We start from the raw sequence: 22,437 nt of genomic DNA on the forward strand, positions 1-22,437 counted from the left end.
GGGCAATCATTGTTACCGGACAAATTGACGAGGTGCGAAGCGATGCGATCCAGTCTGTTTTCCCGGTATCTGGCATCTTCGATTCTGTTGGTGGGGATGTCGATGCAGCCCGCCGGTGCGCAGGAGATGCAGGTGTGGCGGCCCGATACGCGACCTGAGGCCGCGTCGGCGGCGGATCAGGTGGCGGCATTGCGGGCCCGCTCGACCCCTGGCAGCACGGATTGGCTGATGTCTCTGGCCGCTGCATCCGACCTTCAGCGTGAGGCCGGTGACCCTACCGGTGCCGTCGCGCTGGCGGATACCGTGATCCACCAAGCGGGGGTGGAAAGTACCGCACCGGCAGCCCTGGTTAGAGCCCTGGTGAGCCGGGCGGGTGCGGCGCGTGACCGGGGAGAGCCGGTTCCGGCGCATGAATGGGGGATGAAGGCGCTGGCGACGGCCGAGCGTTATAACCTTCCAGCCTGGCTTTTGGCCGAGATCCACCTGAACCTGGCAGTTTCCGCCCAGATGCTGCAGAAGATGGACGAGGTTGAAAGCCATCTCGCGGCCGCTGCGTCCCTCTTGCGTGGGCGGGAGGAGCAGGAGCCCTATCTCATGGCGCAACTCTTGGGCGGGCAGGCTGTCACCCTGGTGCTTCGGGGCAAGCCGCTGGATGCTCTGGCGCTGATGGAGCAGTCCGTCGGATGGTTCGAGCGCGCACAGCCCACCGCCACGACAGCGCATTCCATCGCCCTGCAAAATCTCGCGGTCCTGGCCATGCGACTGGAACGGCTGCCGCTGATGGCCACCACGCTGGACCGGATTGCATCCTTCTGCCGGGCGGAGCAGCGGCCCAACCATTGCGATGAGGGTCGGCTGGCCTTGTCCTACGGCCAGTTGGCGATGCGGCGCGAGCAGTTTCCCGAGGCTGAGCGCCATTACATGGAGGCGCTGCGCCTTTGGGGAACTCAGGCGGATGCCAATGCGGAATGGCTCGACCTGCTGATCGCAATTGGCGAGGTGCGGGTGGAAAGCGGTAGAGCCCGCGCCGCCGTGGATATTTTGCGTCAAGCAGTGGAGCGCGCCGCCGCCGCCTTGCCACCGTCCCACCCGCAGCTGCTGGGGGCCCGCGGCCATTATGCAACGGCCCTGTCCGACAGTGGCGATCAGGCGGGCGCCATGGCGCAGTATCGCGAAATGATCCAGGCCCAGCAGGCGGCGTTGGGCGAGGCGGCGACCGGTGTCAGCCGCGCCAACCTCGGCAGCATCCTGTTGGCCCTGCGCGACCCCACGGCGACAGCGGAGCTGCGTCAGGCCTATACGCTTGTGAGTGCCGGCGCAGGGCCGCGGGCCAGAACAACCCTGGTCGCGCGCGCCAACCTGATCCGATCGCTGGTCCGTGACGGGGAAACCACAGAGGCGCTGGGATTGGCCGAGGGGTTGCTGGAGGACGCGGCAGCGGGGCTGGGGCAAAGGCACACGCAATACCCGTTCATCGCCGCCGCCGTCATGGCGGCGTGGAACGCCGGTGGCCGGCGGGATGAGGCGGTGGCGCTGGCTGAACGTATGCTGCCGGTGGCCACGGAGGCCATCACGCTGGGCCGTTCGGAAAGCGTGAGCAACCGGCGCGAACTGGCCGAGTTGGCGGCGAATACGCTGTGGGCCCAAGACAAGGTAACGATGTCCGCGACCCATGAGCGGGTATTTCCTTTCCTGCAGGCGGCGCTCGGTTCAACCACGGACCTTTATTGGTCCCAGGCAGCGATTCGTATGTCGATGCCGGAAACGGCCGTGCTGGCGCGGACGCGGGAGGAGGCACGCCAGCAATTGCGCCTAGCCGACCGCGCACAGCAGAGAGCCCTGGCCGCCCGCCAGCCCGTGGCGACCGATATCGAGCGGCTGTCGCGGGAAGCCGACGACGCGGCGATACGGTTCCAGCAGGCGGATGCGGCGCTGCGGAAGGCCGATCCTCGGCTGGGGCTGCTGTCTGAACTGCCGCCCGTTACACTGTCCCAGGTGCGCCAACATCTGCGGCCAGGGGAAGGGATGCTTCTTCTGGTGCCAGCGACGGAGGCTACCCATGTCTTTCTGGTGACCCGTGACAAGGTCCATTGGCATCGTGCAGACCTGCCGGAGCAAGCACTTTGCACCCGTATCGCGCATGTGCGGCTGGCACTGGATCCGGCCCGGCCCTTGTCTTGCCGGACCACTGCAGTTGAGACGGCCAGCCCGGCGGTGGACGGGCGGATCATGCGGGGCAGCCCTGCGGGCCACGCGTCACGTTTCGACCGCGTGGCCGCACACGCGCTCTATCGTGACTTGCTGGCACCGTTAGAGCCAGATCTGCGGGAGATCAGGCAGTTACAGGTGGTGACCGGTGGCTTCTTGGCCCAGTTACCCCTGGCGACGTTGGTGACAGATCTGCCACCAGGCGACGATGACCGGAGCTGGCGTGCCACCGGCTGGCTGATCCAGCGCCATGCCCTGAGCAACGTGCCCAGCCCTGCGGCCTTCGTATTGGCGCGCGGGCGGCCGCTACCCATTATTTCCGGTGGCATTTTGGCGTTCGGCGCTCCCTGCTTCGCGGGAATTTCGACGGATGGGGTGTGTCTGCCCCCCGATCCCAATGGAACGGGATTGTCCGCGCTGCCAACGCTGCCCGGCAGCCGCCAGGAGGTGAAAGCCCTGGAGGAATTGTCGCCGAAAGGCCGGCTTTATCTTGGCGCGGCGGCCACGGAAGCCGCCTGGAACAGGGGGCCGGGGTCGGCCGGAACCGTGGCGGTTGCGACACATGGCCTGATGGCGGGGGAAGCGGGTGCGGTCGAGCCGACCCTTGCCTTGACCCCGGGTGACGGGGGAGACGGCTATCTGACCGCATCGGAGATCGCGCGCGGCCCGGACCTGTCCGGTCGTATGCTGGTGCTTTCCGGTTGCAATACCGCGACGCCGGGAGGTGATAGCCGTGACAATGCGGCGACGGCATTGGTCCGTGCCTTGTTCGCGGCCGGCGCCCGCGTCGTACTGGCCAGTCAGATACCCGTGCGTGACGACATGGCACCCCGGCTGACCGTGCCGGTGCTGGCGGGTGGCGGCACGCCGGAGGCGCTGCGCGGGGCGATACTGGCGGTCCTGGAGGATCCGGCATTGCCGCCCGATGATCCGCGCCTCTGGGCCGGTTTCGCCCTTTACCGCTCCGAATAGAGGGAGCCCTGCAGGCGGTCAATCGATCCGGACGGTCACCGTCAGCGCACCCAGCCGGAAGGGCTGATCGGTCAGCACCGTCGGCTCGCCCGGCGCGCAGACGGCAGCACCCGCCATCTGGATGCCGTTCCGGGAGCCGAGATCCTCAATCATCAAGTTTCCATCATGAAGCCAGATGCGGGCATGGCGGCGCGACACCGTCGGATCGTCCAGCAGGATCTCCGAGCCGCCGCCCCGACCGATCACCACCCCGGTCAGCCCCAGGCGCATGAGGGGGAACAGATACCGGCGGCTCTCTCCCAGAGGATTTGTCGTCACCAGCACAAGCTGCCGTCCTGCTGGGGACGGTGGCTCCGCGATGGGGGGGGACTGCACGACCGCCAGGGTTCCCGGTGTCGTCCGACATATGCCGGCAAGCCAACGGCGCAATGGCGGAAGCATATCCATGTTCGGACCTCTCCCAGCGGGTTCAAATGGAATGGCCGGCCTTCGGTGCCCAATGGCAGCATGTTGTGCAAGGCCGCAGAGCGGTGCCGGCGCTTGGACGAACTGAAAGACGCTCTACAGGCGCGCCATCATTTGGCGGCGCTTCCACAGTTCCCACAGGACGAGCAGCGATGATCCCAGGATCAGCGTGGCCAGAACGCGGAGCCCGCTGCCCGCTTCCAGCGAGGCCTTCAGCGTGCCGCCGGCCAAATTGGAGAAAAACTCCACGAAGCCGCCCAACGGTGACTGCCGCAAGCTTGTCATCTCGGTGACGATGCTTTCCGCCTCCGTCCGGCTGATGATTAGGCTGGCCACGGCGCCCGCCAGTGCCAGGAGGTCGAAATGGATGGCATAGGCGCGCAAGGGTGCCAATACCCGGCCTGCAACCGCCAGCGCGTAGGCTAGGGGCAGCAGATAGGCAATCGGGCCGATCGTGCTGGTGTCCAGCAGCCGGATCAACTGGGCGGTCCGATCGGACTGCAACTCCCAGACCGGCAGGACCAGTGCCAGGACGGACAGGAAGAACAGGATGATCGCCGGTATTTCGCCGTGAAGGATGACGGGCACCGCGACAGGGCGATTCACGGATGGCACTGATACGCCGACCGGCGCCTGCACTATGTGAGTAGGGGTGCCACCCAGATCCAGGCAAAGTACCTGACCGGCAAATCGGATCTCCGATCCGTCCGTCAGGGGGAGGCGCCCGCTGACCGGGCGGCCGTCCAGCAAGGTGGGGACCCGCGGCGAGAGCGGTTCCAGCAGGTAACGTCCCCGCTCCAGATAGATGATGGCCTGTTCGCGCGAAGTACTGGGGTCGTTATGGATCTCGATCGCGGCCTGGGTGGAGCGGCCGATCATCCAGGGACCGGCGCCGGAAAGCGGGATGCAGCGACTTTGACCCTGGAAGCGGATTTGGGCGGCCATCGCGCGAGACTCCTGTCGTTGGCGTGCGGTTGGTTGCTGCATGACTCATACCAATCGCCCTTGATCGTGACCGACCCAGGGAGATTTCGTGTTCCCTCATGCGCCGGGCGCTGCCATCCGGCAGCTTGGCTTACGCGCCATGTGGCGCGGGCCAGCAGTCGCTGGCCTCCAACCTGCCTAAAGGTCAACCTTTAGGCAGGTTGGTATTAGGAAACAGCGCGCCTCAGCAGCCGGCGCCACCAGCCAATCTTTCCGCCTGTGGCGATCCCCTGGGCACGCATCAGAATGAGGCTGGCATTGTCCTGGTACGGCCGTGCAGAGGACACCACCTTGTCGACCAGTGTCTGGGCACTGGCAGGGCCTGCCAGTGCCGCCAATATTGTGGGGTCGCTCAAGGTGGACAGCCCGTCCGATGCCAAGAGCAGATCGTCCCCGGGTGCCAGCAGTCCTGGACGGAACTGGCAGTCGCACAGGGCGGGCCTCACGGCCCCTATTACGCTGCGCAATGCCGAACGCTTTGGATCCTGAGCGGCCTCGTCATGGCTGATCCTGCCCGCCGCCACCAGCCCCTCCAGGATGGGCACCATGGAATGATCTGCGTTCAACCGGCGGATCGTCCGGGCGCGGCGGTGCAGCAGCAGGCTGTCGCCGACGCTGATCCAAGCCAGGTCGCGCCCACGCACCAGGACCGCAGCAAGGGTCGTGCCCATGGCGGGCGGGCCGCCCTGGGCAATATTGTCGGACAGACCGGTCACGGCCCGTTCCAATCCGTGCTCCAATATCGCCGCCGCCGCCTTGCCATCCGCAGGCATTGTCTGCTCGCGCACGGCCGACAGGAATGTATCGGCGGCAAGATTGGCGGCCTGTTGTCCGCCCTCATGCCCGCCCATGCCATCGCAGACCAGGGCCAAGTGCCACCCGCCGGCCCCTTCCCCCAATGTCGACAGACGCAGGGCATCCTCCTGCCGTTCCCGCGCGCCGAGGAACTGGGCCTGGCTGACCTGCCAGTCCAATCCGGGGGCCTTAAGGCCGCTCAACGTGTTTCCCCTTCGGCCGCCCAGTCGAAATCATCGCCGCAAAGCGGCACGAACCGCAGGCCGGTACGGCCGATATCGATCCGCTCGCCGCCGGTCAGCGGCCGAGGCGAGAGCACCGGAGCGCCATCGACATAGGCCAGGTTGCTGCCGCTGCCTTGCTGGATGAAGAATTTGCGGTTACGCCCATCATAGATGACGGCGCAATGGGCACTGCGCGATATTTCGTCGTCACCGAAATCCAGGCAAACGCGCGCGTCATTCCCTCGCCCGATATTGTTCACACCATAGCCCAATGCCCGGGCCTGGCCCCGGCCAGGACCGTTAACCACGACAAGCCAACCCGTTACCGGGCCGGCGTCGGTGACGGGGGCTGCCTGTGCACCCTCTTGTGCGAAGGTCGGCCGATGCAGCCGGGTCGCCGGCTCACGGTTGCTGTTATTGCCTGTGACTTTTGGCGGCGGCTGGGTGTCGCCCGGACCGACGGTCGGTGCTGTCGCCGGATAGGCCCGATCATTGGTGACCGTGCTTTCGTCGCGGGCACCCGGACGGTGGATTTCCGTCGGGCGGGAAAAGAAGCTGTTACGCATGTCATCCTGGTCGCGGCTCATCGGGTGCCTCCATCGCTGGTCGGAAATTAGGGGGTTCGGGCGCTGCCGCGCGCCTGCGCGGCGTGCCGGCCATCTGGGTGCAGACGCAGATAGACGGCATAGGCTTCTGGGGTGCCGATCCTCACCGCCTTGCTGTAGCTTTCGTCGTCCAAGGCCATCGCCACGGCATCCTGTGGTTGGCCCAATTTAGCATTGGCCTGGTTGGTGCCGCTCGATAGGGCGGGGGTGGGTGTCACCAGTTGCTGACGCCCACCGTCCAGGCCAAGGGTCAGATAGGCGATCAGCGCCGCTCCGACCGCAACGCCGCCGCCGGCCACCAGCAGGGGCAGTCGCCCCAAGCCACCCTCGACAGCGACCCTTTCGGGCGGGGGGCGAGGCGATGGTGGTGAGGGTGGGAGCGCCGGCGGGGTGTCGGTCCTTGTCCGCTCGCCACCCACCAAGACCTTGCGCCAATCTGCGACATTCTGCGGTCGGTCCCGCTCGTTGGGGGAAAGCGCCCAGTCCAGGGCCTTCAGGAAGTCATCGCTGGCCCTTCCCCGCGCCCTCAGCGCCAGCCGGTCCGTCCCGTTCAACCCTGGCCGCTCTGGTGCTTCGGCCGGCGGCTCGCCCATCAGGCAGGTATGCATCACGGCCGCCATGGCATAGATGTCTGTCCACGGCCCTTGATTGCCGCGTGAATAATACTGCTCCATCGGCGCATAGCCGGGGGTCAGAATGGTGGACAAGGGCTGACTGCGCGATCCGATGGCTTGGCGGGCCGCACCGAAATCAATGAAAACCGGCGTTGCGTCGGGCCGGACGATGATGTTCGCTGGTTTGATATCCCGGTGCAGCAGGCCCGTGGCATGGACGGTCGCCAGCCCGTCCAGCAGCGCCAACAACAACGCCCGCAGATCCGCCTCCGGCGGAATGCGCGGACCGGCAAGGGCTGACAAGGGCTGGCCTGGCACAAATTCCATAACGATATAGGCCGTGCCCTGCCGCTGCATGTAGCGGACCACCCGGACCACGTTGGGATGCTCGAAGCGCGCCAGGGCGCGCGCCTCATCGACGAACCGATCCAGGCCCCAATTATATTCCGACAATTTCTCCGCAGCACCGGTATGGGGCGAAACATGCTGGTCACGGCCGCGCCGGGCCAGATGGAAGGGGTAATATTCCTTGATGGCGACCGACCGGTCCAAATGGGCATCCCGCGCGAGATAGGTGATGCCGAACCCCCCGGAGCCCAGCACCTTGTCGATGACATATTCTTCCAGCCGGTGTCCCGGCGGCAAAGTCTGCTCATCATGGCTCATCGGTCTTAAGGCGCATAAAGCGCCACCTCCTCCTCCCACGGGTGCTGCATCATGCCGGCATAGACCAGCACACCATTCTCCCAGCCGCTGAAAGTCAGCTTGGTGATGCCCGGACATTGGCGCGCCAGCACCGATTGGACATTGAACAGCAGGCCCAGGCGCGTACCCGCATCGGACAGGATGCCCGCGCCGGCCTCGATATCGACACGACCGACACTGCTGCAGAATGGTGGCCTGAGATAGATGCCGACACCGGCGGGGATGCCGCCCGGCAGGGTCAGGGGGCGCCGATCGTCTGCCTGCGATGGAGCGGCAGCCAGCGTCAGGACCAGGAGCGTCACGGCGATCAGGCGATGCGCCATGACCCGTCACCCTGCTGGCAAACGGTTACATCCTCGCTGAGATTGCGGTCATGCACCGTCACCTCCTGCCGCACACGCCGGCAGGGCAGTTCGGCTGCCACCATCACCTCGCCGACCTGTCCCGCCGGCGGGGCCATCGCCGGGACGGCAGAGTCCGCCCCGGTTGGGCGAAGAAGATTGTGGAAGACATAGCCGGTGCCGACATCACCATGGCCCAGCAGATACCAATCCTGTCCCTTGACCCGGCCCAGGACCTGCACGGTCTCGCCTTTGGTGAGTTTACCGACAATCTGATAGTCCGTTCCGGGGCCGCCGCGCAGGTTGGCGTTGGCAGTGGCCTGATAGCTGGCATTGATCAGGTCCAGCGGGGGAACTGTGGTGACCCGGTCCTTCAGAACCTTCACCGGTTTGTCCACCCGTTGCGGCGGCGCCTCCGAGAGGACGGTCACGCGGCCGGTGACGCCGGTATCGGGGTTGGAAAAGCTGGCCGGCTGGTTGGTGGCCAGTGCCTGTTCCTGCGCGGCCAGGAGTCGCTGCCGGTCCTGTTCCTCCAACGCCTCGGCGATGCGCGAACCGATCATGTAACCGATCCCGACGCCGCCAGCGATGCAGGCCGCATAGGCGGCCTTGTTCTTGACGCCGCTGCAGGCGACGGCGGCCAGGAGACCTCCGCTGCCACCGGCCAGCACCTTGGTCATTTCCGTCGATTTGCAGCCGGTCAGCACCAGACCCGCCGCCACGCTGACCACCACACCCATCCTTGCGATCTTGCCCATCCCACACACTCCCCTGGCTCAGCTGTTCAGGTGATCATTGCCGCAGGCGCAGACGAACCGGCCCCACGCCCAGTTCGTCCCCCGCCCGCAATTCGGTTTCCACGCCGGGCGGCACGGCCCGGCCATTGACATAGGTGCCGTTGGCGGAGCCCAGATCGACGATCATCAGCGCCGCGCCGCGCAGCATCAGCCGCAGATGCTGGCGCGACACCTTCTCGTGCGACAGGACATGACGGCATTGGGCAGGGTCGCGGCCCAAAATCGCCTTGCCCTCGCGCATCAACCTTGGGTCCAGGGGCAGGCGTATGGCGATCCCCTCCGGTGTGCGGCCTTCCAGCCGCCACGAGGAGCCGGCATCGCCACCTGCCGCGCCGTTGGCACCGGGTGTGGCAGGTCGACCCGCCGGCCCAGCCGGCCGGATGGAGCGCGAAAGCGCATCCACCGCCCGCACCAGCCGTTCGCGCGGGCGACGCAGGACCATGATCAGCAAGCCGCTGGTCAGCACCAGCATGGCGACGACGCCGATCATGCCTGTGCGCAGAACGGTCAACATGTCCTCGCTGCCACCGCAGGTGCCGCTGTCATGGGTGAACGCGATGCCTTTATCGCGCAGGACCCGGATCAGTTCGGCGCTGTGGGAGGCGAAATTCACGCCCTGGGCGGCGATGCCGCCGCCGGTGACACCCCCCTTGCCATCGGGCTGGAGGAATACTTCGCCCGTTCTGGCTCCGGCCGTATTGACCCCGATGACGCGCCCGCATTCATCGAAGAGCGGCCCGCCGCTATTGCCGGGATTGATCTCCGCGCTGTGCTGCACGATGCTGATGGGCCGACCGCCCTTCACCCAGATCTGGTCTGGGGCGAGACGGCTGAATGTGCCCTTGGTCACCGTTGCGACGACGGATTCAAGGGCGCCCAGGCCCCCGCGCGCATCCAGCACATCGGCGGCGCCGGGATAGCCGATGGCCGTCACGTCCCGGCCGCGTTCCGGCAATTGCTCGGTCAGGATGACGGGTGTCTGCGGCAGCCCACCTCCCTCCATGCGCAGGATGGCAAGGTCCAGGTCCGGGCTGCGCCAGACCAGCTTGGCATTGGGGTTGCGGACGGCATCGCGGATATCGCCCCGAAATCCTTCCGGCAGTGCGACAAACAGCCGTCCCCCGTCGATCACGTGATTATTGGTGACCAGATAGCCGTCGCGATTGACCAGAAAGCCTGTGCCGGTGCTCATGGACTTGTCGGACAGGGCCAGGAGGCGGACCACGCTCTCCGTCTTGTCCCCGGCCCTTGCCGGAAGGCCGGCGGCAAGGGACAGCAGCAGGATAAAGGCAATACGGCGGGCAATCACGACGATCATGGCGCACCTCCGGCGATGGAGAAACGCAGGCGCGCGGCCCCCATGACGATCATGGCGCCGTCGGACAGGGCGATTTCCTCTGATGGTGCCAGCGGCGTGCCATCAACCATGGTACCGGCAGCAGAGCCTGCATCGCTGATCATAGGTGTCTCGCCGGCCAGCCGGATCCGCACATGCACCCGGCTGACGCTTGGATCTGTCACCACGATTTGGGCCTGCGCCGGATTGCGTCCGACGAGCAAACCGTCGGGTGCCTGGCGCAATGCCTTGCCGGCGATGCTGGCAGCCAGTGGCGCCCCGTCGGTGCCAACGCCGACCAGCCGGCAATCGGGGAAGGTGGCGGATGCCACCGCCGCTGCCTTCAGAGCCCGCCGACGCCCGCGCTGCAGCAGGATCGCCACGAGCAGCGCGATGACCAGCGCCAAGCCCGCGCCCGCCAGGGCCATGGTGCGCGTGGACAGCAGCCGTTCCTGTCCAGCCAGCTCCGCCTTGCGCTCCTCCAACTGCTTGCCAAGGTTGTTGGCCAGCCCCGCCGCCTGGTCTCTGGCTTCCCGGGTGGCGGCGGCATCCCGCTCCGCCTGTTCCCGCGCGACTTTTTCGGCGGCGGCCTTTCGTTCGGCTTCCTGTCTTTTGCGCGTTTCTGCCGCCGCCTTTTCTTCCGCCTGCCGGCGACCGGCCGCGTCATTGGCGGTGGTAGCGGTGCTGGCGGCAGTGCCTGGGATTGCCGGCGATCCGGTGGCGGTACAGGCCTGCGCTGCCATCGAGGGGGCAAGCCCCTTGTTTCGCAGCCAGCCGGCCAAAGCTTGCGACCCGATGGCCTGGCTGCTGCCCTGCAGGCGGTGGGGCCGCCAAAGGCGATCGATATCGCTGCCTGCGGCAGCGCGCGCGATTCCCTGCACTTCTCCGCAACTGTTCAGGATGGCAGCACCATAGGCGCCACGGCCCAGATCGGCCACGAAAGTGAAGCCCTGGCCGTCCCCATCCGCGACGATGCCGGCGGCATTATGCGGCGGTGCCGCAGGGTCGGGGGTGAACAGGGGAATGCTGGGGCCGAACAGGCGGCGCTGCCGCTCGGGTTCCAGACCATCGCCCCAATAGCCAGCGATGTTGACGGGGGCACGGGCCTGGGGGGGTGACAGGGCCAGGGCGGCGACGCCGCCGCGCCACCCGTCGACACGCAGCAGGGCCAGGTCTGCCGCCGGGTCCTGATCCACCAGGGTGGCAACCAGAACCGTGCCGCCCGCCGCCCGCAGTTCCATGCGGTCGCCTGCGCGCAACAGATGGGCGGCCGTCAGGAAATGGCCGCCGGACGTGATGGCGACGGCGCTGCCCTGGCTGATGAGCCCGTCACCCTTGAACACGAGCAGGCTGGCCGTCGCTGGGTGGCGCGTCTGGCCACCGGCCGTCACGGGCATCAGTGCCAGCGCCACCAGCAGGGCAAGCGCCGCCGATCCGACCTTGGCTTGGTGCGATATCCTGGCGACCATCATCGACCACCGCCTTGTTTGTGCCGCTGATTTCGCCCCTGCTGCGGGCGGAGGCATGGATTGCGATGTTCTCAATAGAGAACGACATTACCGGGACCGTCATCCGACGGGTTCGTCGGATGACGGACACGCGTTGAAGACGCATAGATTTGGCATTGCGCAACCGCCCTGCATGGCGATTAACGCGCCGATCAATACCGCCAGCAAAGGATGTCGTCATGTCGCAGGACCAGATCACCTTGGCCGCGCCAACCGTCGGCCCGCAGATTTCCGTTTCCGGTGGATCGATCACGGAAGGAAACCTTGTCCGCCTCGTTTATACGGTGACCTTGTCGGCACCGGCGGTGGATGCGGTCTCGGTGCGCTACCGCCTGTCAGATACCGGCACAGTGTCCGACAGCGACATGAACTACCCGGTTTGGGACAATGATAACTGGGGCACCTTGACGATTGCGGCTGGGCAGACCCAGGGGACGATCAATATCTCGGTCGCGCATGACGCTGTGGACGAGGTGGATGAGTTCGCCGTGCTGGAACTCTACAACCCGACCGGCGGGCATTTCTTGGATGGATACCCGGTGCTACGCGCCGAGGGCGTGATCCTGGATAATGACGGGCTCGGGTCCAACCTCGCCATGTTTGTCAGCGATCCGGTCATCGTGGAGGGCGATGCCGGCAGCCACGAGGCAGTCTTCACGGTCCGCCTTTCCCGGGCGGCTACCCAGGCATTCACCGCAAGTTATGAGACAATCAGCGGTTCTGCCATTGCCGGATCCGACTTCCAGGCGTCCAGCGGTGTCGTCGCCTTCGCCGTGGGCCAGGATACGGCCACGGTGCGCGTTCCGGTGATCGGCGACGGCGTTGTGGAGGCCACAGAAACCTTCCATCTGCGCGTGACCCCGCCCGCAGGACTGGCCATTGATACCAGCGGCGCCTTCGGTACCACCACCATCATGGATGATGATGCCGGTACCGGGCCCGTGCTCTCGGTCGAGCCGTCGCGTACGACGGAGAACTACGAGAATCGGCTGGGCTTCACCCTGACCCTGTCAGAGGCGCCGCTTGATGCCGTGACGGTGCAATATCGGCTGGTGGGCGGCACGGCGAATGATACGGATATCCAGGGTGGCTATGCCGATTCAGACTATCGCGGCTCCGTCACCTTCGCGCCGGGTCAGACTTCGGCAGCGCTGACCTTCTGGACCAGCGGCAATGACGCGACCGATGAGCGCGATGAGCATGTGATCCTGGAATTGTATGATCCGTCCGGCGCGGCCCTGGCCGGCGGCGGTGTGGTTCTGCGCACGCCTGGCGTAATCCTGGACAATGATGGCAGCGGTTCCAACCTAGCGCTGTTCGTCGCCGATCCGGTGGTGGTGGTGGAAGGTGACAGCGGCCAGCGTGAAGCGCTGTTCGAAGTGCGCCTGTCCCGGCCGGCCACAGAGGCGCTCAGCTTCACCTATGCCACCAAGGATGGCAGTGCGCTTGCCGGCAGCGACTATCAGGCTACCAGCGGCAACCTGTTCTTCGTGCCGGGCCAGGATGTGGCCTATGTCCGCGTTCTGGTTCTGGGTGACACGGTGCTGGAGAGCAGCGAAAGCTTCTTCCTGGCGGTAACGCCTCCGGCGGGCCTGTCCATCGGACTGGTGGGTGCCACGGGGGAAGCCCGCATCCTGGAGGATGATGGCGGCGGTCGGCCCGTCATCTCCGTCGCCGCCCAAACGGCTGTCGAGGATTATAGCGGCGCGATGCGCTTTCATGTCTCCTTGTCCGCAGCGGCGACGGACAGTGTGACGGTTGCCTACAGGATCGTGCCGAAAACCGCGTCCGACCTGGATATCTCGTCGGCCTTCGCCAATCGTGGCGGCACCATCACCTTCGCACCCGGCAGCACCAGCACGGAATTAAGCCTACCCAGCATCCAACTGGCCGGTGACGCGCTGGACGAGGTGGACGAGGCGTTCACCATCGAGCTCTACAATCCCGCTGGCGGCGTTCTGGCTGGCGGTGGCCCAGTCCTGCGGGCCACCGGCATCATCCTTGACGATTACCCGAGCGTCAACTCCAACCTGGCCGTCATCGTCAGCGATCCGGTAATCTTGGAAAGTGGAGCCACAGGCGCCGAGGCAGTGTTCGAGGTCAGGCTGTCACGCCCATCCGAACAGGCATTGAGCTTTAGCTATGCCACGGCGGACGGTAATGCCGCGGCCGGCTTGGACTATCAGGCCACGAGCGGCAGCCTGTCTTTCGCGCCGGGTCAGGAGGTGGCCTATGTCCGCGTACCGATCCTCGGCGACACCATTGCCGAGGCAAGCGAATATTTCTCTCTCGTGGTGACGCCGCCCTCCACCGTGGCCATTGCTAAGGCGGGTGCCGCCGGGCACGCGCTGATCCTGGATGATGATGCCAGTACCAGCCAGCCGGTCCTCACCATCAGCCAGGCGGAAGGTGTGGAGAATTATTCCGGTGCCATGCGCTTCGTTGTCACGCTGTCGCAGCCTGCCCTGGATGCGGTGACGGTGCAGGTGCGCACCAGCCTCGGCACCGCGCTCGACGATGATCTTTCACGCCCGGCCTCTGCTACCCAGAATAATGGAACCCTGACCATCCCCGCCGGGGCTACCTCCGCCAGCTTCACCGTCGGCCTGACCGGCGACGTCACGGACGAACGGGACGAGACCATCCTGGTCACCCTCTCCGACCCGGTCGGCGCGGTGCTGGCCGGCGGGGTGGACAGTCTGCAGGCGGTCGGCGTCATTCTGGATGATGATGGACCCGGTCTCAATATCGCCCTGATTGCCCAGGATCTGACTGTGAAGGAAATGCGGGCCGGCGAGCAGCCCGTCGAAGTGCTGGTCAGCCTGTCGCGGCCGTCGGAAACGGCGCTGACCTTCGATGTCGGCATCGGTCAGGGAACGGCGGCATCGTCCGATTATGTGTTGCACGACCGGCAGGTGACTTTCGCGCCGGGCCAGACCGTGGCCGGCGTCAGCCTGTCGGTACGCGGCGATCTCGTGGTGGAGGGGGTGGAGACCCTGGTTCTCACCTATACGCCGGTGGCCGGGGCCGCCATCGCCGGCACGATGCCCACCAGCACCATCACCATCCAGGATTTCGTGCCGCCTTCCCTATCCGTGGTCACGAATGATGTATCGCAGCAGGAAGGGCGGGCGGGTGCCGTCACCGCTTACAGTTTCACGGTGACGCGCAGCGGCAACATTCTTGAGGATTCCGCGGTTGACTGGTCAGTCACGGGACTCGGCACGAACGCCGCTGACGCAGCTGATTTCGTCGGTGGCGTATTGCCGTCTGGTCGCGTCAGCTTTGCCGCCGGGGTGCGCACGGCAACCGTCACCCTGAATGTGGCGGGCGACGGCGTGGGCGAGGCCGATGAAGGTTTCCGCCTCATCCTGTCCAACCCCTATTCCGCCACGATCACCCAGGCCACGGCCGACGCCGCCATCCTCAATGATGATACTACCTATACGATTTTCTCGTTGGAGGTGTATCGTGCCCTGAATCCGGATGTGGTGGCAGTCTTTGGTAACAATGATGCCGCCATCATCCGGCACTATATTGATTATGGCCGGGGCGAAAACCGGGTCAGCAGCGGGTTTGACCTTGATGCTTATGCAGCGCTGAACCCCGATCTATTCAATGCCTTCGGGGTGGACAGCAGTGCTTTGAGCAACCACTATCTGCGCTTCGGGCGGACGGAGCAGCGGGCCACCTTCGGATTTGATGCCGAAGCCTATGCCGCCCTGAACCCCGACCTGTTCAATGCCTTTGGCCTGGATCAGGGCGCGCTGATTCGTCATTACATCAATAATGGCCAGGCGGAAGGCCGCGTGACCTTGGGCTTTGATGCCGAAGCCTATGCCGCCTTGAACCCCGACCTGTTCAATGCTTACGGCCTGAACCATGCCGCACTGATCAGCCATTATATCAATCATGGCCGGGCAGAGGGCCGGCAGGTGATGGGCTTTGATGTGGATGCCTATGCGGCACTCAACCCCGATCTATTGGATATTTTCGGCTATGATCCAACGGCCCTGATCAACCATTACCAATATGCAGGCAGGGCAGAAGGACGACCGGCTTTCACCAGCAGCACCCCCAGCGCCGCGCTGGCTGAAAACAGCCTGAGCTTGCTTGGGTTGGTGGATGAGGTGGGCTGACCGGCTGCCGACGCCCCCACCACCATGTGGACTTGCCCTGGAAAAGTTGTGACTATCCGTTTTGATCAAGCGGATTTCTGTCGCCATTTTGTTTCTTTTTGCAGCAGGTCAATCTTCAGCCGACTAATGCCAATCTCCCTTGATCGTGACCGATCCAGGGAGATTTTTTGTTCCCTCAGACGCCGGACGCTGCCATCCGGCAGCTTGGCTTACGCGCCCCGAGGTGCTGAGCCGGCGGTCGCCGGCCTCCAATCCGCCAAGGGTCAAACCCTCGGCGGATTGGTATAATATGACGTGCGGAAGGCCGATTCGCTCATGTCTCAGACACCGGAAACCGGATCAAAAAACAGCCTGGAATGGACTGATTTTTTCTGGGAAAAATTCTGGAGGGCCACAGGCCGCCGCTGGAAAATGGCTGAAAGCGTGGGAATTTTCTGGGCGTTCTGGTCAGATTGCCAGAAGGCGGCACCACCGCGTTTCCCATCTAAGTCATTGATTTTATTGGGAAAGGAAGTGGTGCCCAGGGACGGAATCGAACCGCCGACACGGGGATTTTCAATCCCCTGCTCTACCGACTGAGCTACCTGGGCACTATCGCATTTGCTGTCGGCTTTCGCCGTTTCAGCGCCGGTCGGTGTTGGTCGTGCCGTCCGGTGGAGGCGCTTTTAGAGAGTTGGCCGGGGCCTGTAAAGCACTTTTTTTACAGGGTTCGATTTTTTTCATCCGCCTGTTCCGCCTCGTCATCATCCGGGGCCACCGGCACGCGATAGGCTTCCCCCAGCCAGCGGGACAAGTCCACATCGGCGCAGCGCTTGGAACAGAAGGGTTTGAAGGCGGCCACCACCGGGCGGCTGCAGATGGGGCAGGCCGGCTGTTTGCGGGGGCGGGCGGTTGCCAGATCGATAGGATCGTCACTCATCTTCATCATTTCCATCCAGGGCCAGCAGGTCGGCCAGGGCGGGGCCGCGACGCGCCCGCGTCACTTCCACCAGGCCCAGGCGCGACATGCCGTAAACATGGGTGGCCACCGGGTCGGCGGCCACCGCTTCACTCAAGGCTCGCACCACCGCATCGCGGTCGCCGGCGCGGCCCATATTGACGAAATCCACCACCACGATGCCGCCAATATTGCGCAGGCGCAATTGGCGGGCGATTTCCGGGCAGGCATCCAGGTTGGTGGCCAGCGGGTTGCCCCGCTCCCCCCCATTCACATCCACCACGGTCAGCGCCTCGGCCCGGTCGATGACCAGGGAACCGCCATAGGCCAGCGGCACCCGCCGGCCAGCGGCACGGGCAATTTCCCCATCCACATCGCCCTGATCGAACAGGCGACGCCCGTCCCCCGGCTTCCAGGGTTTGACCAGGGCCAGCAGATCGGGGGCATCATCGGCCAGCATTGCCTTCACCGACGCCAGCAGTTCCGCCCCCTCCACCATGATTTCCGCCAAGCCATCGCGCGGCAGTTCCGTCACGGCGCGGCGGAGGGCATCGGGCGGGGGGATCAGGGTGCGGGGGGCCGCCCCACCCAGGGCCAGGCTGGCGGGGCGCCAGCGGGCCAGCAGGGCTTCGGCCTCTGCCAGCACCAGCCCAGGGTCAACCCCCGCCGCCTCCCCGCGCACGATCCAGCCGCCCTGGTTGGGCAGTTCAGCGGCGAACAGGGCGCGCAGGGCATTCACCTGCGGCCCCTTGCCCAGGCGTTTGGACAGGTGCAGCCCATCGCCCAGCGGCGTATAGACCAGGAAACGGCCCGGCAGGGAGATATCGCCCGTCAGGCTGGCGCCCTTGTCGCCATGCGCATCGGCCTTCACCTGCACCAGCACGGATTGGCCGGTGCGCAGCAACTGGCCGATCTTGGCATCGCGGCGGGCGGGCCGCACATCAGCAGCAGAGAGCAGACCGGGCACCCGGTCGCCAAAATCCACAAAGGCGGCATCCAGCCCGGCAGCAATGCGGGTGACGCGGCCCAGCGCCACGGCACCCAGCCAGCCGGGATGGTTCGCATGATCGATGGCAAGATCAGTCAGGATGCCATCGCCCAGCAGGGCACAGCGCGTCAGCGCCCCCCGCCGGTCGATCAGCAGCCGGCGCATCAGCCGGCTTTCGGTGCAGTGGCGGCCGCTGCGGCCAGCGCCAGGGCATCCAGCCCGGCGGCGCGCAGGGTACCCCCCACCTCCGTCAGCGGCAGGCCCACCACATTGCTGTAGCTGCCACCAATCTGCCGCACGAACAGGCTGCCAATCCCCTGGATGGCATAGCCGCCGGCCTTGCCGCGCCAATCACCGGTGGCGATATAGCTTTCAATTTCATGGGCGGACAGGGTGCGGAAAATCACCGCCGTTTCCACCGTGCGGGACCAGACGCGCCCATCGGCACCAATGACGCAAAAGCCGGTATGCACCCGGTGCCGCCGGCCCTGCAGCAGGGTCAGGCATTGCCGCGCCGTGGCGGCATCATCCGCCTTGGGCAGGATGCGCCGGCCCAGCCCCACCACCGTATCGGCAGCCAGCACGATGGCACCCGGATGGCGCGCCGCCGTCACCGCCGCCTTTTCCCGCGCCAGACGCAGGGCATGGGGGGCGGGCAATTCATCCTTCAGGGGGGATTCGTCGATATCCGCCGGATCAACGGCGTCCGGCACCAGCCCGATCTGGGCCAGCAATTCCCGCCGCCGGGGGGAACCGGAGGCCAGCACCAGCTTCGGGCGTCCGGCCAGGGGGCCGGGCCCGTCACCAGCCAGCGCCGGCGTACCTTGCAAGGTCATGAGACAACTTTCCGCTTACTTGAAGCGGAAAGTGATCCGCCCCTTGGTCAGGTCATAGGGCGTCATTTCGACATTGACGCGATCTCCCGCCAGCACGCGGATGCGATTCTTGCGCATCTTGCCGGAGGTATGGGCGAGCACTTCATGTTCGTTGTCGAGCTTGACGCGAAACATCGCGTTGGGCAGCAGTTCCGTCACCGTGCCGGAGAACTCGATCAGATCTTCCTTGGCCATGTCTTCCTGGGTCTTGGCGCTGAAAAACGGCAAATAGGTGATTGCCGCGCGCCACGCGGTCAAGTGTTTTCCACGCACGTCTGCACCCCTCCCCGCCCATGGCAGGGGATGGGGGTTCCAACGGGATAAATTGCAGCGTCCGCCGCTTGCTCAACCGACCGGAAAACGATCCTTCAACCGCTTCAAAATGGTGTCGCGCACCTGCCGATAGGCATCGAGTCGCGCCTCCCGATTGCCTTCCACCAGCGAAGGATCGAACGTGTGCCAGAACTCCACATCACAGGCCATGGTGCGGGTCATTTCCACCGCCTTGTGCTGCGCCTCCGGCGAGAGCGAGATGACCAGATCGAAGCTGTCATCCTGCAACTGGTCGAAAGTCTTGCAATGGTGGCGGGACATGTCGACACCCAGTTCCGCCATCACCGCCGTGACGAACGGGTCGGCGTCGCCTTCGCGCACGCCGGCACTGTCTACATAAAGCGTCTTGCCATGCAGCATCTTCAACAACCCCTCCGCCATGGGGGAGCGGATGGAATTATGCGTGCAGGCAAACAGAACAGAGGAGATGCGGGCGGGGGCGATGGCGGACATGCTGACGTCAGCCCCTGATATGCAGCACGCAGATCAGGGTGAAGATGCGCCGGGCGGTGTTGAAATCCAGCTCCACCTTGCCGGCCAGCCGCTCCCGCAGCAGTTCCGATCCTTCATTATGCAGGCCGCGCCGGCCCATATCGATGGCTTCAATCTGCGAGGGCGATGCCGTCTTGATCGCCTTGTAATAGCTGTCGCAGATCATGAAATAGTCGCGCACGATGGTGCGAAACGGCGTCAGCGGCAGGCTGGTCCGGTTCAGCGGCTGATCATCCTCTGACCTGATGTCAAAGATCAGCCGGTTATCCTCCACCGAGAGGAACAGGCGGAACGGCCCATGATCCGGCATCTCCACCAGGGCAAAGCGATTTTCGTCCAGCAGGTCGAAAATCGCCACGGCCCGTTCATGCTCCACTTCCATATTGTGGCGGAGCACGTGTTTTTCGACCAGTTCAACATGAACGATCCGGTGATGGGGCGCATTCATCGCGTCATGGCCTCCTGATGCATCACCGCTTCTCCCGGTCTGTGCCACCGGTTGGGTCCGGCGGCTTTGGTAAGGGGGCGGGCGGCACTACCGCCCATCCCCTACCCTGCTGTCAGCCGGCCTTGTTGGCAAGCCGGATTGCAACCGACAGGGCGTGCGCGCCCAGCCCTTCGGCCTCTGCCAGGGCCACGGCGGCAGGGCCGATGGCGGCCAGGGCCGCCGGGGAACAGCCCACCAGCGTCGTCCGCTTCATGAAATCCAGCACATTCAGACCGCTGGAGAAGCGGGCTGACCGCGCCGTGGGCAGCACGTGATTCGGCCCCGCGACATAATCGCCAATGGCTTCCGGCGTGTGGCGCCCTAAGAAAATAGCCCCGGCATTGCGTACCTGGGCCGCCAGCGCATCCGGGTCGGCCACGGCCAGTTCCAGATGTTCGGGCGCGATGCGGTCCACCAGCGCCACTGCTTCTTCCAGGCTGGCCACTTTGATGATGGCCCCATGGGCATTCCAGCTTTCGCGCGCAATGGCGGCGCGCGGCAGGGTCGCCAGATGGGTTTCCACCGCCGCCGCCACCGATTCGGCAAAGCCGGCATCATCGGTGATCAGAATCGACTGGGCCGAGGTATCATGTTCCGCTTGGCTCAACAGGTCAGCCGCAATCCAGGCCGGGTCGTTGGCCGCATCAGCCACCACCAGGATTTCCGACGGCCCGGCGATCATGTCGATGCCGACCGTGCCAAAGACCTGCCGCTTGGCGGCGGCGACAAAGGCATTGCCGGGGCCGGTAATCTTGTCCACCGGCGGAATGGTCGCCGTGCCATAGGCCAGCGCCCCCACGGCCTGCGCCCCGCCGATGCGGTAAATCTCCGTCACGCCGGCCAGATGGGCGGCGGCCAGCACCAGCGGGTTCAGCTTGCCATCGGGGGTCGGCACCACCATGGCGATGCGCGGCACGCCCGCCACCTTGGCGGGGATGGCATTCATCAGCACAGAACTGGGATAGGCTGCCGTGCCGCCGGGCACATAGATGCCGACAGCCCCCACCGGGGTCCAGCGGGCACCCAGCCGCACGCCGGCGGCATCGGTGTAGCTGGTGGCCTCCACCGTCTGGCGACGATGAAACGCCTCAATCCGTTCCGCCGCCAGCCGCAGGGCTGCCAGCGTTTCCGGATCACACAGCGCGATGGCGGCGCTGATCTCGTCAGCCGTGATGCGCAGCCGGTCGGCGGTCAGGTCCAGCCGGTCCCAGCGGCGCGTGTATTCCAGCAGGGCGGCGTCACCGCGCAGCCGCACATCGGCCAGAATGGCGGCGACGGCATTGTTCAGGTCTTCCTGAACCTCGCGCTTGGCGCCCAGCAATTCGGTGAAGGCTGCCTCGAACCCGGCATCGGCGGTGGAAAGATTAACCGGCATTGCCAATGGCCTCCTGGAAACGGTCGATCCAGCCCTGGATTTCGCCATGGCGGGTCTTGAACGCGGCACGGTTGACGACAAGGCGGGAGGAGATATCGGCGATATGCTCAATCTCCACCAAGCCATTGGCCTTCAGCGTCACGCCGGTGGAAACCAGATCGACGATGCGGGAGCACAGGCCCAGCGACGGGGCCAGTTCCATGGCACCGTTCAGCTTGATGCATTCCGCCTGCACGCCGCGCGCGGCGAAATGCCGGCGGGTGATTTCCGGGTATTTGGTGGCCACGCGCACATGGCTCCAGCGAGACGGATCATCCGTGGTGGACAGGTCCACCGGCTCGGCCACGGCGATACGGCATTTGCCGATGCCCAGATCCAGCGGGGTATAGAGTTCGGGATAATCGAACTCCATCAGCACATCGCTGCCGCACACGCCCAGATGGGCCGCCCCGAAGGCCACAAAGGTGGCCACGTCGAAGCTGCGCACCCGGATGATCTGCACATGGGGCAGATTGGTGGCAAAGCGCAGGGCGCGGGATTTCGGATTATCGAAATCCGGTTCCGGCTCAATGCCCACATGATGCAACAGGGGCCTCACCTCATCCAGGATACGACCCTTGGGCAGGGCCAGCACCAGCATGTCTTGGGGGGCGGACGGCATCATGTCCTGGACGCTCCAGGTAGGGAAATGGGAGCGACTACATGGCACGCCAAACCGCCCACGTCCAGACGCGGGGGGCGAAAGGCTGGGGTGCGATCAGTTGGATACAGGATGCGCGGGTCGTGCCACGGCGGGCCACGGCTCCCCGATATCGGCCAGCCGTACCTCCAGCCGTTCGACAGACAGGCGGATATCCCCGCCGCCAGCCAGCCGCAGCAGCAGGCTGGCCCCGTCATCGGCCACCTCAATGGCCAGCAGGGAGAGGAACTGGTCCCGTCGGCGCAGATCAAACCCGCGATAGGCGACACGGGTGACACCCAGGAAACGCAGACCGCAATTCACCCGCTCGCCTTCATGGCCGGCATCGGGCGTGGGGCCGGCGGGTGTCCCCTCCCCTTCCCAGCGGAAGCGGTTGGCCACGGCCACAAAACATTGCTCATCGGGCAAATAGGCAATGTCGCCGATGGGCACGATGGCGTCCTGCAGAATGGCCGACAGCACCGCCAGATCCTGGGCATCCATCGCGGCCAAACGCAATCCGGTCATCGCTGCTTCTCTCCGGTGATCAGGGGATGGGGCTTAGATGGGTGGGGGTG

General features: G+C 65.3%; 20 protein-coding genes and 1 tRNA gene. 2 read left to right on the forward strand and 19 right to left on the reverse strand.

Annotation, left to right across the window (positions count from 1 at the left end):
• Positions 1 to 96: 96 nt before the first annotated feature.
• Positions 97 to 3,180: a CHAT domain-containing tetratricopeptide repeat protein gene (locus tag CHB97_RS07670; protein ID WP_160105652.1), complete on the forward strand. Its 3,084-nt coding sequence runs from the start codon at positions 97 to 99 to the stop codon at positions 3,178 to 3,180.
• An 18-nt stretch (positions 3,181 to 3,198) separates the two neighbouring features.
• Here CHB97_RS07670 and CHB97_RS07675 read toward each other — a convergent pair whose 3' ends face one another.
• From CHB97_RS07675 to CHB97_RS07715, 9 genes are all read right to left on the reverse strand, one after another.
• Positions 3,199 to 3,498: an FHA domain-containing protein gene (locus tag CHB97_RS07675; protein WP_160105653.1), complete on the reverse strand. Its 300-nt coding sequence runs from the start codon at positions 3,496 to 3,498 to the stop codon at positions 3,199 to 3,201.
• A gap of 243 nt (positions 3,499 to 3,741) precedes the next feature.
• Entirely contained in the window at positions 3,742 to 4,590 is an 849-nt protein-coding gene (locus CHB97_RS07680; RefSeq protein WP_160105654.1) for an FHA domain-containing protein, read from the reverse strand.
• A gap of 206 nt (positions 4,591 to 4,796) precedes the next feature.
• Positions 4,797 to 5,627 carry a PP2C family serine/threonine-protein phosphatase gene (locus CHB97_RS07685; protein WP_160105656.1) on the reverse strand — a complete coding sequence of 277 codons (831 nt, stop codon included), beginning with the start codon at positions 5,625 to 5,627 and terminating at the stop codon, positions 4,797 to 4,799.
• The gene (locus CHB97_RS07690) at positions 5,624 to 6,235 is read right to left on the reverse strand and encodes an FHA domain-containing protein (protein ID WP_200819864.1); all 612 of its coding nucleotides are present in this window, start codon (positions 6,233 to 6,235) and stop codon (positions 5,624 to 5,626) included. Before CHB97_RS07690 ends, CHB97_RS07685 begins: the two co-directional genes overlap by 4 nt.
• A gap of 26 nt (positions 6,236 to 6,261) precedes the next feature.
• Positions 6,262 to 7,533: a serine/threonine-protein kinase gene (locus CHB97_RS07695; protein ID WP_160105658.1), complete on the reverse strand. Its 1,272-nt coding sequence runs from the start codon at positions 7,531 to 7,533 to the stop codon at positions 6,262 to 6,264.
• A gap of 5 nt (positions 7,534 to 7,538) precedes the next feature.
• A complete protein-coding gene (locus tag CHB97_RS07700) occupies positions 7,539 to 7,895 on the reverse strand; it encodes a hypothetical protein (protein ID WP_089287395.1) in 357 nt (118 codons plus the stop codon).
• Positions 7,880 to 8,671: an SH3 domain-containing protein gene (locus CHB97_RS07705; protein WP_089287396.1), complete on the reverse strand. Its 792-nt coding sequence runs from the start codon at positions 8,669 to 8,671 to the stop codon at positions 7,880 to 7,882. Before CHB97_RS07705 ends, CHB97_RS07700 begins: the two co-directional genes overlap by 16 nt.
• Before the next feature lie 34 nt (positions 8,672 to 8,705).
• Positions 8,706 to 10,028 (reverse strand): trypsin-like peptidase domain-containing protein, encoded by a 1,323-nt coding sequence (locus CHB97_RS07710; protein WP_089287397.1) that lies wholly within the window; start codon positions 10,026 to 10,028, stop codon positions 8,706 to 8,708.
• Positions 10,025 to 11,518 carry an FHA domain-containing protein gene (locus tag CHB97_RS07715; RefSeq protein ID WP_160105660.1) on the reverse strand — a complete coding sequence of 498 codons (1,494 nt, stop codon included), beginning with the start codon at positions 11,516 to 11,518 and terminating at the stop codon, positions 10,025 to 10,027. Before CHB97_RS07715 ends, CHB97_RS07710 begins: the two co-directional genes overlap by 4 nt.
• A 215-nt stretch (positions 11,519 to 11,733) precedes the next feature.
• On the opposite strand from CHB97_RS07715, the gene CHB97_RS07720 reads away from it, so the two are divergent.
• The gene (locus tag CHB97_RS07720) at positions 11,734 to 15,693 is read left to right on the forward strand and encodes a Calx-beta domain-containing protein (protein WP_089287399.1); all 3,960 of its coding nucleotides are present in this window, start codon (positions 11,734 to 11,736) and stop codon (positions 15,691 to 15,693) included.
• A gap of 514 nt (positions 15,694 to 16,207) precedes the next feature.
• Here CHB97_RS07720 and CHB97_RS07725 read toward each other — a convergent pair.
• The 10 genes from CHB97_RS07725 to CHB97_RS07770 all read right to left on the reverse strand — a co-directional run bounded on the left by CHB97_RS07725 (position 16,208) and on the right by CHB97_RS07770 (position 22,387).
• Positions 16,208 to 16,283, reverse strand: a tRNA-Phe gene (locus CHB97_RS07725).
• A 110-nt stretch (positions 16,284 to 16,393) separates the two neighbouring features.
• Complete coding sequence (locus CHB97_RS07730; protein ID WP_089287400.1) at positions 16,394 to 16,612, reverse strand: DNA gyrase inhibitor YacG; 219 nt, start codon at positions 16,610 to 16,612, stop codon at positions 16,394 to 16,396.
• The gene (locus CHB97_RS07735; protein ID WP_089287401.1) at positions 16,605 to 17,783 is read right to left on the reverse strand and encodes a ribonuclease E/G; all 1,179 of its coding nucleotides are present in this window, start codon (positions 17,781 to 17,783) and stop codon (positions 16,605 to 16,607) included. Before CHB97_RS07735 ends, CHB97_RS07730 begins: the two co-directional genes overlap by 8 nt.
• On the reverse strand, positions 17,783 to 18,454 hold the full coding sequence (locus CHB97_RS07740) for a nucleoside triphosphate pyrophosphatase (protein WP_089287402.1): 672 nt from the start codon (positions 18,452 to 18,454) through the stop codon (positions 17,783 to 17,785). The genes CHB97_RS07735 and CHB97_RS07740 overlap by 1 nt, the downstream gene beginning before the upstream one ends.
• 15 nt (positions 18,455 to 18,469) lie before the next feature.
• On the reverse strand, positions 18,470 to 18,688 hold the full coding sequence (gene infA / locus CHB97_RS07745; RefSeq protein ID WP_028097283.1) for a translation initiation factor IF-1: 219 nt from the start codon (positions 18,686 to 18,688) through the stop codon (positions 18,470 to 18,472).
• Between the two features lie 150 nt (positions 18,689 to 18,838).
• Complete coding sequence (locus CHB97_RS07750) at positions 18,839 to 19,279, reverse strand: arsenate reductase ArsC (RefSeq protein ID WP_089287403.1); 441 nt, start codon at positions 19,277 to 19,279, stop codon at positions 18,839 to 18,841.
• A gap of 7 nt (positions 19,280 to 19,286) precedes the next feature.
• Positions 19,287 to 19,766 carry a UPF0262 family protein gene (locus CHB97_RS07755; protein WP_089287404.1) on the reverse strand — a complete coding sequence of 160 codons (480 nt, stop codon included), beginning with the start codon at positions 19,764 to 19,766 and terminating at the stop codon, positions 19,287 to 19,289.
• 112 nt (positions 19,767 to 19,878) lie between these two features.
• Positions 19,879 to 21,180 carry a histidinol dehydrogenase gene (hisD, locus tag CHB97_RS07760; protein WP_089287405.1) on the reverse strand — a complete coding sequence of 434 codons (1,302 nt, stop codon included), beginning with the start codon at positions 21,178 to 21,180 and terminating at the stop codon, positions 19,879 to 19,881.
• Positions 21,170 to 21,844, reverse strand: coding sequence for an ATP phosphoribosyltransferase (gene hisG / locus CHB97_RS07765; protein WP_371332976.1), 675 nt, complete (start codon positions 21,842 to 21,844; stop codon positions 21,170 to 21,172). Before hisG ends, hisD begins: the two co-directional genes overlap by 11 nt.
• A 93-nt stretch (positions 21,845 to 21,937) precedes the next feature.
• Positions 21,938 to 22,387, reverse strand: coding sequence for a DUF2948 family protein (locus tag CHB97_RS07770; protein WP_089287406.1), 450 nt, complete (start codon positions 22,385 to 22,387; stop codon positions 21,938 to 21,940).
• Positions 22,388 to 22,437: the final 50 nt, after the last annotated feature.

Source organism: Azospirillum sp. RU38E (assembly GCF_900188385.1).
GTDB lineage: Bacteria > Pseudomonadota > Alphaproteobacteria > Azospirillales > Azospirillaceae > Niveispirillum.